11 protein-coding genes and 1 tRNA gene are annotated in these 14,723 nt (G+C 35.4%); 8 read left to right on the top strand and 4 right to left on the bottom strand.

The genetic code is table 11. The features are described 5' to 3' along the window. Positions 1 to 110 precede the first annotated feature (110 nt). The 4 genes from H0V01_04345 to H0V01_04330 all read right to left on the bottom strand — a co-directional run bounded on the left by H0V01_04345 (position 111) and on the right by H0V01_04330 (position 2,342). Positions 111 to 184, bottom strand: a tRNA-Cys gene (locus H0V01_04345). Positions 185 to 223: 39 nt separating this feature from the next. Further along, entirely contained in the window at positions 224 to 436 is a 213-nt protein-coding gene (locus H0V01_04340; protein MBA2582601.1) for a cysteine-rich CWC family protein, read from the bottom strand. Next, the gene (gene folB / locus H0V01_04335; protein ID MBA2582600.1) at positions 420 to 770 is read right to left on the bottom strand and encodes a dihydroneopterin aldolase; all 351 of its coding nucleotides are present in this window, start codon (positions 768 to 770) and stop codon (positions 420 to 422) included. The genes H0V01_04340 and folB overlap by 17 nt, the downstream gene beginning before the upstream one ends. A gap of 33 nt (positions 771 to 803) precedes the next feature. Then, positions 804 to 2,342 (bottom strand): glutamate--tRNA ligase, encoded by a 1,539-nt coding sequence (locus tag H0V01_04330; GenBank protein ID MBA2582599.1) that lies wholly within the window; start codon positions 2,340 to 2,342, stop codon positions 804 to 806. 216 nt (positions 2,343 to 2,558) lie between these two features. Here H0V01_04330 and H0V01_04325 point away from each other — a divergent pair, with 216 nt between their 5' ends. The 8 genes from H0V01_04325 (at position 2,559) to H0V01_04290 (ending at position 14,706) form a co-directional block, all read left to right on the top strand. Then, on the top strand, positions 2,559 to 3,446 hold the full coding sequence (locus H0V01_04325; GenBank protein ID MBA2582598.1) for a class I SAM-dependent methyltransferase: 888 nt from the start codon (positions 2,559 to 2,561) through the stop codon (positions 3,444 to 3,446). Positions 3,447 to 3,534: 88 nt separating this feature from the next. Beyond that, positions 3,535 to 4,206: a hypothetical protein gene (locus H0V01_04320; GenBank protein ID MBA2582597.1), complete on the top strand. Its 672-nt coding sequence runs from the start codon at positions 3,535 to 3,537 to the stop codon at positions 4,204 to 4,206. 392 nt (positions 4,207 to 4,598) lie between these two features. After that, positions 4,599 to 7,979, top strand: a complete 3,381-nt coding sequence (locus H0V01_04315) for a DUF4175 domain-containing protein (GenBank protein ID MBA2582596.1) — start codon at positions 4,599 to 4,601, stop codon at positions 7,977 to 7,979. Positions 7,980 to 7,991: 12 nt separating this feature from the next. After that, positions 7,992 to 8,396, top strand: coding sequence for an ATP-binding protein (locus H0V01_04310; GenBank protein ID MBA2582595.1), 405 nt, complete (start codon positions 7,992 to 7,994; stop codon positions 8,394 to 8,396). Between the two features lie 81 nt (positions 8,397 to 8,477). Further along, positions 8,478 to 8,915, top strand: coding sequence for an rRNA maturation RNase YbeY (ybeY, locus tag H0V01_04305; protein MBA2582594.1), 438 nt, complete (start codon positions 8,478 to 8,480; stop codon positions 8,913 to 8,915). A 117-nt stretch (positions 8,916 to 9,032) separates the two neighbouring features. Then, positions 9,033 to 10,895, top strand: coding sequence for a tRNA uridine-5-carboxymethylaminomethyl(34) synthesis enzyme MnmG (mnmG, locus tag H0V01_04300; GenBank protein MBA2582593.1), 1,863 nt, complete (start codon positions 9,033 to 9,035; stop codon positions 10,893 to 10,895). A 367-nt stretch (positions 10,896 to 11,262) separates the two neighbouring features. Further along, a complete protein-coding gene (locus tag H0V01_04295; protein ID MBA2582592.1) occupies positions 11,263 to 12,141 on the top strand; it encodes a class I SAM-dependent methyltransferase in 879 nt (292 codons plus the stop codon). Positions 12,142 to 12,387: 246 nt separating this feature from the next. Then, on the top strand, positions 12,388 to 14,706 hold the full coding sequence (locus tag H0V01_04290) for a T9SS type A sorting domain-containing protein (GenBank protein ID MBA2582591.1): 2,319 nt from the start codon (positions 12,388 to 12,390) through the stop codon (positions 14,704 to 14,706). Positions 14,707 to 14,723 lie beyond the last annotated feature (17 nt).

Here is a 14,723-nt window from a genome sequence, read left to right as displayed (position 1 = left end):
TAGAATAGTAATTAATTTGATGATGAGTTATATCATAAATAGTATAAAATACAAAGCCTTTTTTAATAAAAAAACCCTAAAATTAACTTGCGCCAATTTTAGGGTTTTTTTGGAGGTCCCGAGCGGATTTGAACCGCTGTACGAGGTTTTGCAGACCTCTGCCTAACCGCTCGGCCACAGGACCATTTTTTGTTACCGGTGCAAAATTACTAAATTGTATTCATTAAACAAGTTTAATTTTATTGGATTTCTCATGGAATTGTTTTAAGCAATCAGGACAAAGGCAGTTGGAGTATGTATTGGCAAGATAATTCAGCATTTGTTTATCCATACTAAATGATTCGCACCAGCAACCACCTGCCTTGTTTTTGCATTCAAAATTCTTAGCGCATTTCGAGCACTTTTTTATAGCTGATGTTTCAGGATTTAAGGACAACACTTACTTTTTCAATTATACCCTTAACCGGTGGACGAAACTTGATTACCTTTACCTCTAAACTCTGAACTCCTTTTATCTCCCTTAATACAGAAGTTTGTATTCTTTTTGCAACATGCTCTATGAGTTTTGATGCTTCATACATTTCCTTTTTAACAAGTTCATGAACTTCCTGGTAATTTACCGTACCTTGTATATCATCAGTTTCAGCGGCTTTTGTAAAATCAACTTCTAATTTCAAGTCTACAACAAACCTGTTCCCTGTTTTTTGCTCTTCTTCCAAAAGACCATGAAAAGCGAAAAACTCCATGCCCTCAATGTGAATTATTCCCATGTTATTTGAACAGTTTATCCAATGTATTCCTAATTACTGTAACTCAATTACTTCAACAGCTTTTTCAATTCTGGCAACCACCTCTTCCCTGCCAAGCAAAGCTGATATATCAAACATAGAAGGACCTGCCCCTGCTCCTGTTACAGTTAACCTGAAGGGCAGAAGCACAGCTCCCATTCCAACTTTTTTCACTTCAAGGAAATCCTTAAACGCCTGCTCAATGGATAATGGAGAAAAGTCAGCCAAAACCATCAAAATATTTTTCCATTCAATAAGTAAAACAGAAGTGTCTGGTTTCCATTTTTTAATCCTCACTTCCCTATCATATTCCTTAGGGGCTGTGAAAAAATACTGGCCCTCATTCCATATATCCTTAACAAAAGTTGCCCTTTCCTTCATCAGGCCACAAACTTTGGCAATAAATTCATCTTTTGGAGCAATTCCATTTTCCAATATAATAGGTTTAAGCTTTTCCGCAAGTGACTCATTGCTTTCCATGCGCAGATACTGCTGGTTAAACCATTTTGTCTTTTCAAAATCAAATTTTGCTCCGGATTTATTTACTCTTTCAAGGGAAAATGCATCTATTAACTCTTGCATAGAAAAAATCTCTTGTGTTGTACCCGGATTCCAGCCTAATAAAGAAAGCATATTTACAAAAGCCTGGGGAAAAAATCCTTTTTCACGGTATCCTGAATATGTTTCCTCAGATGCCTGGTCGTACCATTCAATAGGAAAAACTGGAAAGCCTAATCTGTCTCCATCTCTTTTGCTTAACTTCCCATTTCCATCTGGTTTTAACAAAAGTGGAAGGTGGGCAAACTGCGGCATTTTTTCTTCCCATCCCAAATACCTGTATAAAAGCACATGCAATGGGGCTGATGGAAGCCATTCTTCTCCCCTGATAACATGCGTTATGCTCATTAAATAATCATCTACAACATTTGCCAAATGGTAAGTAGGCATGCCATCAGATTTAAATAAAACCTTATCATCCATTTGTGAACTATGCACCACAACCCATCCACGTATTATATCCAGAAGTTTTATTTCTTCATTTCTTGGGATTTTCATCCTGATTACATAAGCCTGGCCTTCCTGAAGTCTTTTGTTTACTTCATCCTCAGAAAAGGTTAAGGAATTTTTCATAGATTGCCTGGTAATGGCATTGTATTGTGGAGAGGAAACTCCAGCAGCAGAAAGTCTTGTTCGCATTTCCTCAAGATCTTCTGTGGTATCGAAAGCATAATAAGCATTGCCGCTTAAAATAAGTTTCTCCGCATACTCCCGGTACATGGGCTTGCGCTCTGATTGACGGTAAGGACCGCAATCCCCTTCAGCAAAACCCACTCCCTCATCAGGAAAAATATTACACCACTTTAAAGATTCAATAATATACTGCTCAGCACCCGGAACAAAACGGTTTTGATCCGTATCCTCAATCCTTAAAAGAAAATCTCCTCCATGTTTTTTTGCAAACAAATAATTGTATAAGGCTGTTCTCACGCCTCCCATGTGCAATGGCCCGGTTGGACTTGGTGCAAATCTCACTCTTACTCTTCTGTTTTCCATTTTTTGGTTTTTAATAATAGATATTCAATGTATTGAGCTGGTTTGAAAATAAAAAATCTACCTTTTATTTAAAAATAATGGTATTCTTGGTTTTCAATTCCATGCATTTACTTTTTTAATTGTAATTTTGAAGCCGCAAAAATAGATTATTTTAATTTAAAAGTAATCAATTCGGCCATTAGAAAATAGCTGCATGAAGGAATTGATAAATTGATTATGGAACTGCTTACCCCTCAGAATTTTAATGATTACGAATTAATAGATTGCGGAATGTTTGAAAAGCTCGAACGTTTTGGCAAATATATTACCATTAGGCCCGAGCCCCAAGCCGTATGGGACAAGAAATTATCCCATAGAGAATGGGAGCAAAAAGCACATGTGAAGTTTGTGGCCAAATCCAGTTCCTCAGGAAATTGGCAAAAATTAAAAGAAATGCCCGATAGGTGGAACCTTCAATACAATTTGAAAGATAATTCAGAAAAAGTGGACATCCGTTTTCGCCTGGGATTAACTTCCTTTAAACATGTTGGAATATTTCCTGAACAGGCCTCCAATTGGGATTACATTTATTCTGCAATTAAGGATATGCCTCAAAAGCAGCCAAAATTTTTAAACCTTTTTGCCTATACTGGTGGTGCATCCCTTGCTGCAAAGGCAGCAGGAGCAGATGTAGTTCATGTGGATTCAATTAAACAAGTTGTTTCATGGGCAAGGGAAAACATGGAACTATCATCACTTTCAGATATAAGATGGGTTGTTGAAGATGCATTAAAATTTGTAAAAAGAGAAGTGAAAAGAGGCAATAAATACAATGGAATTATATTAGATCCCCCTGCTTTTGGACACGGGCCAACAGGAGAAAAATGGATTCTGGAGGACAATATTAACGAGATGATAAAAGAGGTTTTAAACCTTTTGGATGAACAAAATCATTTTCTTGTACTGAATACTTATTCACTTGGTTTTTCTTCCCTTATTATTGAAAATTTATTGTCCCATGCAGTTAAAAAATCCACAGATTTAAAAACAGGTGAATTGTTTTTAAATGCAACTTCTGGGGTTAAGCTTCCTCTCGGGGTTTTTGGAAGGTTCAGAAACTTCTAAGGCTGTTTGTTGCCAATGGTTTCTCCAATTTTTTTCATGCTAAAAAATGTAACATTTTTTTAACAAGTCCGTTTATAGGTCTATGTGCTTGCAAAATTCCCTAAAGTTATTCCTGGTTTTATTTATTACCTTATTTGCAACAAATAAGGATACTTCCGGACAAACCCCAAGAGAGAAATTCACAATAGAAGAATGTAAGCAATCTACAGCATGCCTTAAGGAAGAATTTTACGATAATAAGATGATGCCTGAAAAATTTGAATCAGCTTGTCTTTTAGCATTATCTTATTACCCTGAATTAAAAAGAGAAAAAATTTCTTTCGTTTATACAAAAGGTGCATACTCTATGGCTGCAAGGCCCGACCCTTTTTCTTTATTATTTAGCAGCCGCAAAAACCGTCAATATTATATCTACATCAATACAGAAAGCAAAAACAAGGGATTGCTTCTCTCAGATATTCCCTTTAATGCACAGGTTGGAATTGTTGGTCATGAACTTGCACATATTCTCTATTATACAAAAACCAGTTCATGGCGCATTATTTTAGATGGTATACTTTATTACTCAAAAAGCTTCAGGGCAAAATTTGAACAGGATACCGACAAGGTAGCAATAGACAGGGGTTTAGGCTGGCAAGTATATGATTTTTGCAGTAAAACACACAAAGCAGATCATGTGCCCGAGGTTTACAAGCAATACAAATTGCAAATTTACATGTCTCCAGAATCAATAATTGAATATATTCACAAGCAGCCCTGATTTCTTATAAGTATCGAAAAAGAGTTTTGCTAATCTTCCTTCCACCAATTACCTTGTTGCCATTTTTATCATGCCTCTTATCCTTAGGCCTTTTGCATTGTTTTTGATTTGCGTTGTTTTCATGAAATGCATTTAAAATTGTAGATGAGAAATTGAGGAATGCCGTTTGATAAACCCTTTATATCTTGTCTTTGTATGAAATCTTCCTGACAGGATTTTATGTACTGGATAATAAATTCAAATTAGCTGATTTTTTTAAACCCTTAAGCCCCATAAAGCCTTTTACCCCAACTCCTTTTGGAATTTTTTATTTTCAATTTATCAATGACTATCTTTGTAAAACTGCAACAAAAAACAAGCGAACACGTTTAGGAAAAATTACGGGTAATTAAATGGCAACAGATCATAAAATACTCATTGAAAAACTCGATGAGTTTATAAGAAAATACTACAAAAACCAATTGGTTAGGGGCGGCATATACAGCATTGCCCTGGTATTGCTTTTCTTTGTTTCCACCGCTTCATTAGAATATTTCGCCCGTTTTGAAACCCTGGGGAGAGCCATTGTTTTTTATTCTTTTCTTTCATTATCAGCTCTTATCCTTGTTAAGTACATTTTCATTCCCTTGTCAAGCTTATATAAACTTGGAGAAATAATTTCACATGAACAGGCCGCACAAATTATTGGAAGTCACTTTTCAAATATTCAGGATAAGTTGCTTAATGCCTTGCAACTTAATAAACAATACAATTCTCAAAAGGAAAATAATTTGTCTTCAGATAATTCTCCAAACCTACTTATGGAGGCCAGTATTAATCAGAAAATTTCTGAATTAAAACCAATTCCTTTTGCCTCTGCTATTGATTTAACTGAAAACAAAAAACACCTCAAATATGCACTTATTCCACTTCTTGCAATAGTGTTTATTTTATTTGCAGCTCCCGGGGTAATTACCGAAAGCACAAAAAGACTCATTGATTACAATACTTATTACGAAAAACCTGCACCCTTTAAATTCATTATTCAAAACAACAGCCTTCAATCAGTTCAGCATGAAGATTTTTTATTGGAGGTAAAAGTTACTGGAGATGTTATTCCGGAAAATGCATATATAGAATTTAATGGCAGCAGTTTTAAACTTGATAAAGATGGAAAAATAAAGTTTGAATATTTGTTTAAAAATATCCACAAAACACTCAAGTTCAAACTCTTTTCTGACAATGTATACTCTGAAGAATACGAATTATCCGTATTGCCCAATCCAATTGTACTTGATTTTATTGTGGAACTTGATTATCCAAAATACATAGGACGAAAAAATGAAACCCTGAAAAATTCCGGGGATTTAGTAATACCTGAAGGAACAAAAGTAAAATGGACCTTTAATACAAGAAACACAAAAGCCCTAAGAATAAATTTCAATGACAGTGTTCAGGTTTTTTCACCAAGCGCTCCAGATCAATACACAGTTAAACATACATTTTTCAAAAGTGCCTCCTATACTGTTAAAACAGCAAATGAATTTTTAACAGGAAAGGATTCTGTTGCATATGCAGTAAATGTTATTCAGGATCAGCATCCATCCATTGAGGTGGAAGAGCGCTCCGATTCAATTTCTTCAAGGAGGTTGTATTTTAGCGGGAATATTAAAGACGATTATGGGTTTACCAGATTATCTTTTCATTATAAATATTTGAATTCTGATTCTGCCAAAAGCCAAAAAACCGATCTGCCTTTTAATAAAACACTGAACAGCAATCAATTTTTTCATTTTTGGGACTTAGGACAATTGACGGTAAATGCAGGTGATGAAATTGAATATTATTTTGAGGTTTGGGATAATGATGGTGTAAGCGGTGCTAAGTCATCACGAACCCATAAAAGGGTTTTTAAAGCTCCTTCCCTCAAGGAAATTTCATCTAATACGGAAAAAACCAACCAGGAAATTAAAAAGGATCTGGAATCCAGTTTAAAAGAAGCACGTGATTTGCAAAAAGAACTCAATGATTTGAATAAAAAGTTATTGGAAAAGAAAAACCTTAGCTGGGACGATAAGAAAAAGATTGAAGATCTAATTAACAAGCAGCAAAAACTTCAGAAAAAAATAGAAGATATCCAAAAGCAAAACAAGGAAAACATGCGCCAGCAATCCGAATATAAAAAGGTGGATGAAAAAATTCTTGAAAAACAAGAACAACTACAGGAGCTTTTTAAGGAGGTGCTAACGGATGAAATGAAGGAGATGCTCAAACAACTGGAAAAACTACTGGAACAACTCGACAAGGATAAATTGCAGGAAACAATTGATCAAATGAAGTTGGACAACAAAGACATCGAAAAGGAATTGGATCGTTCCCTGGAGCTTTTTAAACAGCTTGAATTTGACCAAAAACTACAGGAGTCAATAGATAAACTCAATGAATTAGCTGAAAAACAAAAAGATTTATCCGAAAAAACCGAGGATAAAAACAACAACAACGAGGACCTTAAACAAAAGCAAGATGAATTAAATAAAGAGTTTGAAGAACTTAAAAAGGATCTTGAAAACCTTGAAAAAAAGAACCAGGAACTTGAAAGTCCAAATCCTATGGAGGACACAAAAAAAGACCAGCAGGATATAGAAAATGACATGAAGGAGAGCAGTGACAATATTGAAAAAAAGAAAAACAAGAAGGCTTCAGATTCACAAAAAGGAGCTGCAAAAAAAATGGAGGAGCTTTCTCAAAAAATGGAAAAAATGCAGATGGAAAGTGAAATGGAACAGGCTGAGGAGGACATTGATGCACTTAGGGAAATTTTAGAAAATCTTGTTAAGCTCTCCTTTGATCAGGAAGAATTAATGGTTAAGCTTAAAACTACAGATAAGAATGACCCTCAATACCTGAAGAATACCCAGCAACAGAAAAAACTAAAAGATGATTCAAAATTAATAGAAGATAGTTTGTTTGCACTTAGCAAACGTGTGCCACAGCTCGATGCAGTTGTTAACAGGGAGATTAGTTCCATAAATAAAAACATGGAAAAATCAATTTCCCACCTTGCAGAAAGACAAACACCTCAAGCCTCTGCAAAACAGCAACTGGCAATGACATCTGTAAACAACCTTGCATTGCTTTTAAATGAAGTTTTAAAGCAGATGCAAGAGCAAATGGGCAAACAGAAATTCGGTGAAGGAAAATGCAATAAGCCGGGTTCCAGTGGTGCTCCGAAACCTTCTGCGGCAAACATGAAAAAAATGCAGGAAAAAATCAATCAGCAGATCCAGAAAATGAAAGAGCAAATGGAGAAAGAAGAGGGACAAAAGGATGGAGGTCAAAAAAAAGGTGGTAAAAGCGGTGGAGGTAATTCAAGTCAGGAACTGGCTAAAATAGCTGCGCAACAAGCTGCATTAAGACAACAATTGCAAAAACTCTCGCAAGAACTACAAAAGGACGGCAAAGGAAGCGGGGGAAACCTGGATAAAATCAGCAAACAAATGGAAGAAACTGAAACTGACCTGGTAAATAAAAACATTACAAAAGAGACTTTGAAACGCCAGCAGGAAATCATGACACGCTTACTTGAGGCTGAAAATGCTGAACGTGAAAGGGAAATGGATGAAAAAAGAGAATCAAAACAAGCACAAAATGACAATTTTAGTAACCCTGCTGAGTTTTTTGAGTATAAAAAGCTAAAGCAAAAAGAAGCAGAACTCCTTAAAACCGTTCCTCCAACTTTGAGCCCATTCTACAAAAATAAAGTTTCAGACTATTTTAACAATATAGAAGAATAAGACATGCTACTAATGGACAAACAAACAATTGAATTTTCAGCTTTGCCTGATAATATAATATTGGTTGAAAAGCTAATTGATCAAATATGTTCAGAATATAAAATTAATGAAGATCATTATGGCAACATTTTGGTCACTTTAACCGAGGCTGTAAACAATGCCATTTATCATGGCAACAAATCAAACCCCGATAAAAAAGTTTTCATCTCTTTTAAAGCCATCAACAATGAATTATTCTTTACTATAAAAGATGAGGGAACTGGTTTTGATTTCAACAACCTGCCTGATCCTACCGATCCATTAAACATTGAAAAACCAAATGGAAGAGGCGTTTTTTTAATGAGGCATCTTTCTGACGCAATTGAATTTAAAGACAATGGAACCACCGTTAACATTAAATTTAGTTGTTGTAATTAATTGAATTTGCACTTAATGCTTTTTTAAAAGACGGAGATATTGTCCGTCTTTTTTTATTTTTGCACTTTTGCATCCCCTACCATGAAAAACATAAGTATAGATTTTCATTCTCAAATCACTTCTTTTATCCTTAAGAAAAAGACCTTAATTAAACAATGGATTATAAACACTTTGTCAAATGAAAATAAAACAGCATCTCAAATAAGTTTTATTTTTTGTGATGATCAATACCTTTTAAATCTGAACAAGGAATATTTGAAACACGATACTTTTACAGATATAATTACATTTGACTATTCTGAAAAAGGCATTATTTCCGGTGATATTTTTATTAGTATTGAACGTGTTAAAGAAAATGCAGAAAAATTTGAGACAGACTTCGAAACTGAATTTAAAAGGGTTCTAATTCATGGAGTTCTCCATTTATGCGGCTATAAAGACAAATCAAAACAGGATAAATTGCTGATGAGAAACAAAGAAAACTTTTACCTTGAACAGTATAGTCCTGTAAAAAAGTGATCTTAAGCAATGGCAAATATTGAATTAAGCCTTGCGTTAATGTTAAAACTGAATACAAAGTAATGGTCTTTCTGTGAATGATTTTAGGAATTTCGCTTAATTAATATCAAAAAAAGAATGTTTAAAGAATATGATGTAATTGTTGTGGGTGCTGGCCATGCTGGCTGTGAAGCCGCTGCTTCTGCTGCCAACCTGGGATCAAAAGTGCTGCTTATCACTATGAATATGCAGAACATCGCTCAAATGTCATGTAATCCTGCTATGGGCGGAATTGCAAAGGGACAAATTGTGCGAGAAATAGATGCTTTGGGTGGTTATTCAGGAATAGTAAGTGATAAATCTGCTATACAGTTCAGAATGCTTAATAGTTCCAAAGGACCTGCTATGTGGAGTCCCAGGTCACAGAACGACAGGATGCTTTTTGCCCAGGAATGGAGAATTATGCTTGAACAAACCTGCAATGTTGATTTTTGGCAGGACATGGTGAGTAGTATTCTTGTAAAAGACAATAAAGCTTGTGGAGTGATAACTTCCATGGGTTTGGAAATTAAATCAAAGGCGGTTGTCCTTACCAATGGAACTTTTCTTAATGGAGTAATTCATATTGGCGACAAACAATTTGGGGGAGGAAGAACAGGTGAAAAGGCAGCCACAGGAATAACCGAACAATTGGTAAATTTAGGCTTTGAAAGTGGAAGAATGAAAACAGGAACTCCTCCCAGATTGGATGGCCGTTCTCTGGATTATTCAAAAATGGAAGAACAAGCTGGAGATGAAAAACCAGGCAAGTTTTCTTTTACCGATACACTCTATTTGAAAAAGCAGAAAAGCTGTTTTATTACCTATACGAATGAGCAAGTTCATGATGTTTTAAAAACAGGATTTGAAAAATCTCCAATGTTCCAAGGAAGAATACAGGGCCTGGGCCCAAGATATTGTCCATCAATTGAAGATAAAATAACGCGTTTTGCTGAACGTATAAGGCACCAGATTTTTGTAGAGCCGGAAGGATGGAACACCATTGAAATATATGTAAATGGATTTTCCACTTCGCTTCCTGAAGATGTGCAGCAAAAAGCCCTGCGCTTGATTCCAGGCTTTGAAAATGTAAAAATGTTCAGGCCAGGTTATGCAATTGAATACGATTACTTCCCTCCTATGCAATTAGACCTTACTTTACAAACCAAAATTGTAGCTAACTTATATTTTGCAGGCCAAATAAATGGGACTACAGGATATGAAGAAGCGGCATGCCAGGGATTAATGGCAGGGATTAATGCTCATTTAAAAGTCGCTGAAAAAGAACCGTTTATTTTAAAGCGCTCGGAGGCATACATAGGTGTATTGATAGACGACCTGGTTACAAAAGGTACTGATGAGCCTTACCGTATGTTTACTTCGAGGGCTGAGTACAGGATATTATTAAGGCAGGACAATGCGGATATACGCCTGACACCAAAAGGACATCAACTTGGCTTGGCTAGCGCTGAAAGAATGAAAGCCGTGGAAGAGAAAATAAAAGAATCATCTGAAATTATTCACTACATTAAAAAAGAGAGCATTTCTCCTGAGGAAATGAACCCTCAATTGCAATTGAAAAACTCTGTTCCGCTTACTCAAAAAGTGAAAATGTTTGGCGTACTTGCAAGGCCACAAATAGAGCTTTCTGATTTTATTAAGTCTAGTGTTAAAGTTTCTGATTTCTTTTCTAAATACAATACCCATAGCATAGAACAAGCAGAAATACTAATGAAGTATGAGGGCTATATAGGAAAAGAAAACGAAATGGCAGAGAAGCACACAAGACTTGAAGAGGTTTTACTCCATGAGGACTTCAACTACCATCAACTCACCTCTCTTTCCAACGAAGCAAGAGAGAAGTTCTCTAAAATAAAGCCCAGAACAATCGGCCAGGCTTCCAGAATCAGCGGAATTTCACCTTCAGACATATCAATACTAATTGTTTATTTGGGAAGATAAAAACACATGTTCCACGTGGAACATAAACAGCTTATTTAATTAATGAGCTGTTTAAATTAGAGAAAAAAGAAACAAACATTCAAAAAAGTAAACACCAAAGCATTTTTACAAAGTAAACAACTCGGCCTAAGGAGGCAATAAAAAAGAAAAACAAAAGAAAAAACATCTACCAAGGCCAAATTAAAACAACATAAAAACAACAATTCATTTGTTAAAAACGCAAATACATTAAATTAAAACACCCAACAAAATGTTCCACGTAGAACAAACCACAAAATGACTACACATTGTTCACAACTGAACGCAATAATTATTACCTAAAAAACCAAAACTAAATGTTCCACGTGGAACATGGTCAATAAAAAACATGGAAGTATTAAAAAAATGCCCTGTATGTGATGGCGAAAAACAGACTGAATTTTTAGTTTGCAAGGACTATCTTGTTTCACAAAAAAATTTTTCAATTGCACAATGTTCACTTTGTGCTTTTAAATTTACCAACCCAAGACCAAAACAAGAAGATCTTTGGAAGTACTATAAATCCGAGGACTATGTTTCACATTCAAATACTAAAAAGGGAATAATAAACTTTTTGTACCAATTGGTTCGCAAGCACACACTAAAAAACAAATTAAAACTAATAAATAGTTTTGCCCACAAGGGCAAGCTTTTAGACATAGGATGCGGCACTGGCGAATTTTTAAACACTTGTAAAACAGGCGGTTGGGAAACTCAGGGAATTGAGCCAGATGAAGATGCACGGACATGGGCTAAAAGTAACTACAATCTAAAGATAGAGGACCAGGATTACCTGCAAAAACTTCCTCCCAAATCATACGACATAATAACAATGTGGCACGTGCTGGAACATGTACCCAATTTAAATGAAAGAATACAAGAGATCCGTAATTTACTAAAAGAAAACGGTGTTGCCGTAATTGCAGTTCCAAACTCATCAAGTGCAGATGCAGACTATTATGGAAAATTCTGGGCCGCATATGATGTACCAAGGCACTTGTACCATTTCTCAGAAAAATCTATTGTAAGTATTTTTGAAAAACACAAAATGACTTGCACAAAAATACTTCCCATGAAATTTGATGCCTTTTATGTTTCATTGTTAAGCGAAAAAAACAAAACTGGAAAATCAAATTTAATTAAGGGTTTTTTCAATGGCTTTAGCTCCAATTTAAGCAATATTAAGCACGGGTACTCAAGTCAGATCTATATATTTAAAAAAACGTAAGAACAAGCCTTTTTGGGACCCTCTTACAAGCCTTAGGTGGTTTTGGGGCCACGGGTTGTTTTTTAAAAGATGTTGCGCCAAAAAACGCCTGTGCAAGCCCCTTGCCAATGCCTGGAAAACAAAGGACTTCCGCGACAAGAGACAGTAAATTAGAAAAAATCAGATGCTATTCCTAAAATTAGTCAAACAATTATTGTTAGTTCCACCCGTTTGCTAATTTTGAGCAATTAAACCTTAAAAATCCGGATGAACCAAATAATCATAACTCTATTTTTATTCATTGTCTGCTTTTTTAATGTCTCCGCAGGAGAACCAGCAATTGGAAAATGGCGCGACCATTTAAATTATACAAAAGCAATTGCAGTTGCTGAAGGTGGGGGCAAGGTATATTGTGCAACACAAACAAGCCTGTTTTCCTACAACAAACTGGATGAGTCTATTGAAAGACACAGTAAAGTTAATGGTTTGTCGGATATTGGTTTTGAAAACATCGCATACAATAAAACAACAAATTCTCTATTAATAGCCTATTCAAATTCCAATATTGATGTTTTAAAAAACAATAAAATAATCAATCTGGCAGATATTAGGCGCAGTAACATTTTAGGAGACAAGAAAATATACAATATTACTTTCAAAGAAAACCTGGCCTATCTTGCAACAGGTTTTGGAATTGTTGTGGTTGATATGAATAAAGTTGAAATTAAGGAAACGTATTACTATAAAAACCTTGGAGCATCTATAAAAACAAATAAAGTAATTACAGATGAATTAACTATTTATGCTGCAACAGACAGCGGAATATACCAGGCTCAACTAAATGCAAATAATCTTTCAGATTATAATTCCTGGTCCAAAAGAAGTGATTTGCCAGATCCCGATGCTTCCTATAAAAACATGGTACTTGTAAATGGTGTTTTGGTAATCGTAAAGGGAAGCAGTATTGGAAACAACGATTCGTTGTTCTATTATAAAGATAACCAATGGAACTACTTAAACAAGGGAAACAACAACACAGTTCATAGTATTGAAGCTCATAACAACTCAATATTACTTACCCATGATTATGAGGCATCTGTATGGAATCTTCAGGGAGAAAGAGAGTTTATTATCAGCGATTATTTTACAGGGCAATGGGTTAAACCAAGGCATATCCTAAGGGATGATGAGAACATATACTGGATAGCGGATTTAGGCCAGGGATTAATCCGGGTGGTAAATGCATCTAATTTCAAATTAATAAATCCAAAGGGGCCTGTTTCTAATAATGTTAATCATATAACATCAGCAAAAAACAATATATGGGTAGCTGCGGGCTCAAGATCAGACTCATGGGCAAGTACCCAAAATTTTGATGATATTTCACTTTTATCCGATGAGACCTGGCATATATTACCCACATTTGATTTAACAGGAAACAAGGTTTATGATGTACTAAATTTAACTGTAAATCCAAAAAACAATGATCAGGTTTTTGCCTCAACCTGGAGCAAAGGTTTAATAGAAGTTACCAATAAAGCCATTTCTAATGTTTATTCCAGTGAAAATTCCACACTTGAGAACCTGTTCATAAATCCCTTGGAGTACAAAGTGAATATTTCCAGCTCCGCATATGATAAAGACAATAATTTATGGGTTACAAACTGGGGTGCTTATAAACCATTGTCGGTAATGAAAAAGGATGGATCATGGAAATCATTCGAAATTCCTGCCAAGGCTGTTGGTGATTTCATTGGCCAGATATTAATAAGTAAAAACAACCACAAATGGATCGTTTACCCCAGGGGTGGGGGAATTCTTGTATATGATGACAACAATACTATAGATGATCAATCGGATGACAGATCTGTGGTACTAAATGCAGAAACAGGAAAGGGTGCATTGCCAAGCACCACAATAAGCAGTATAGCAATGGACCATGATGGAAAAATTTGGGTAGGAACTGAAAATGGAATTGCCGTTTTCTATAACCCCGATGCAGTATTTGAAACTAATTTTGATGCCCAACAAATAAAATTACAGCAGGATGGTAACGTTCAACTTCTCCTTGACAAAGAGACCGTTTCCGCAATTACAATTGACGGAGCTAACAGAAAATGGTTCGGTACATTAGATGGAGGAGTTTTTCTAATGTCTGCAGACGGAACAGAACAAATTGAAGCTTTCAATACCGCCAATAGTCCATTGTTCTCCAACAGCGTTCGAAGCATTGCAATTACTGATGATGGGGAAGTATTCTTCGGAACAGATAAAGGTTTGATATCCTACAGGGGAACTGCTACAGAAGGTGCTAATGCATTCAATAAAGTATATGCATATCCAAATCCGGTAAGATCGGATTATGAAGGATTAATTGCCATAAAAGGACTTGTAAAAGATGTTGATGTGAAAATTACGGATATTAGTGGAAACCTGGTATACGAAACTACCGCTTTAGGTGGACAAGCTATCTGGAATGGCCTTACGTTAAGAGGCGAAAAAGCCAAAACAGGTGTTTATCTTGTTTTTTGTTCAGACAAGGAAGGTGAAAATACAATTGTAACTAAAATTTTAGTGACAAATTAAAATCTTTCGCTTATTTA

The organism is Bacteroidota bacterium (assembly GCA_013696965.1).
Taxonomy (GTDB): Bacteria; Bacteroidota; Bacteroidia; order JACCXN01; family JACCXN01; genus JACCXN01.
The sequence above is the reverse complement of the archived record's forward strand: the minus strand, read 5'-3'. Positions and strand labels throughout refer to the sequence as shown.

Bases quoted from the DNA above. Each gene is read 5' to 3' on its own strand.
- H0V01_04290 (MBA2582591.1), top strand. From the start codon at position 12,388: ATGAACCAAATAATCATAACTCTATTTTTATTCATTGTCTGCTTTTTT.
- mnmG (MBA2582593.1), top strand. From the start codon at position 9,033: ATGTTTAAAGAATATGATGTAATTGTTGTGGGTGCTGGCCATGCTGGC.
- H0V01_04330 (MBA2582599.1), bottom strand. From the start codon at position 2,342: ATGGAAAACAGAAGAGTAAGAGTGAGATTTGCACCAAGTCCAACCGGG.
- H0V01_04310 (MBA2582595.1), top strand. From the start codon at position 7,992: ATGGACAAACAAACAATTGAATTTTCAGCTTTGCCTGATAATATAATA.
- H0V01_04315 (MBA2582596.1), top strand. From the start codon at position 4,599: ATGGCAACAGATCATAAAATACTCATTGAAAAACTCGATGAGTTTATA.
- H0V01_04295 (MBA2582592.1), top strand. From the start codon at position 11,263: ATGGAAGTATTAAAAAAATGCCCTGTATGTGATGGCGAAAAACAGACT.
- folB (MBA2582600.1), bottom strand. From the start codon at position 770: ATGGGAATAATTCACATTGAGGGCATGGAGTTTTTCGCTTTTCATGGT.
- ybeY (MBA2582594.1), top strand. From the start codon at position 8,478: ATGAAAAACATAAGTATAGATTTTCATTCTCAAATCACTTCTTTTATC.
- H0V01_04325 (MBA2582598.1), top strand. From the start codon at position 2,559: ATGGAACTGCTTACCCCTCAGAATTTTAATGATTACGAATTAATAGAT.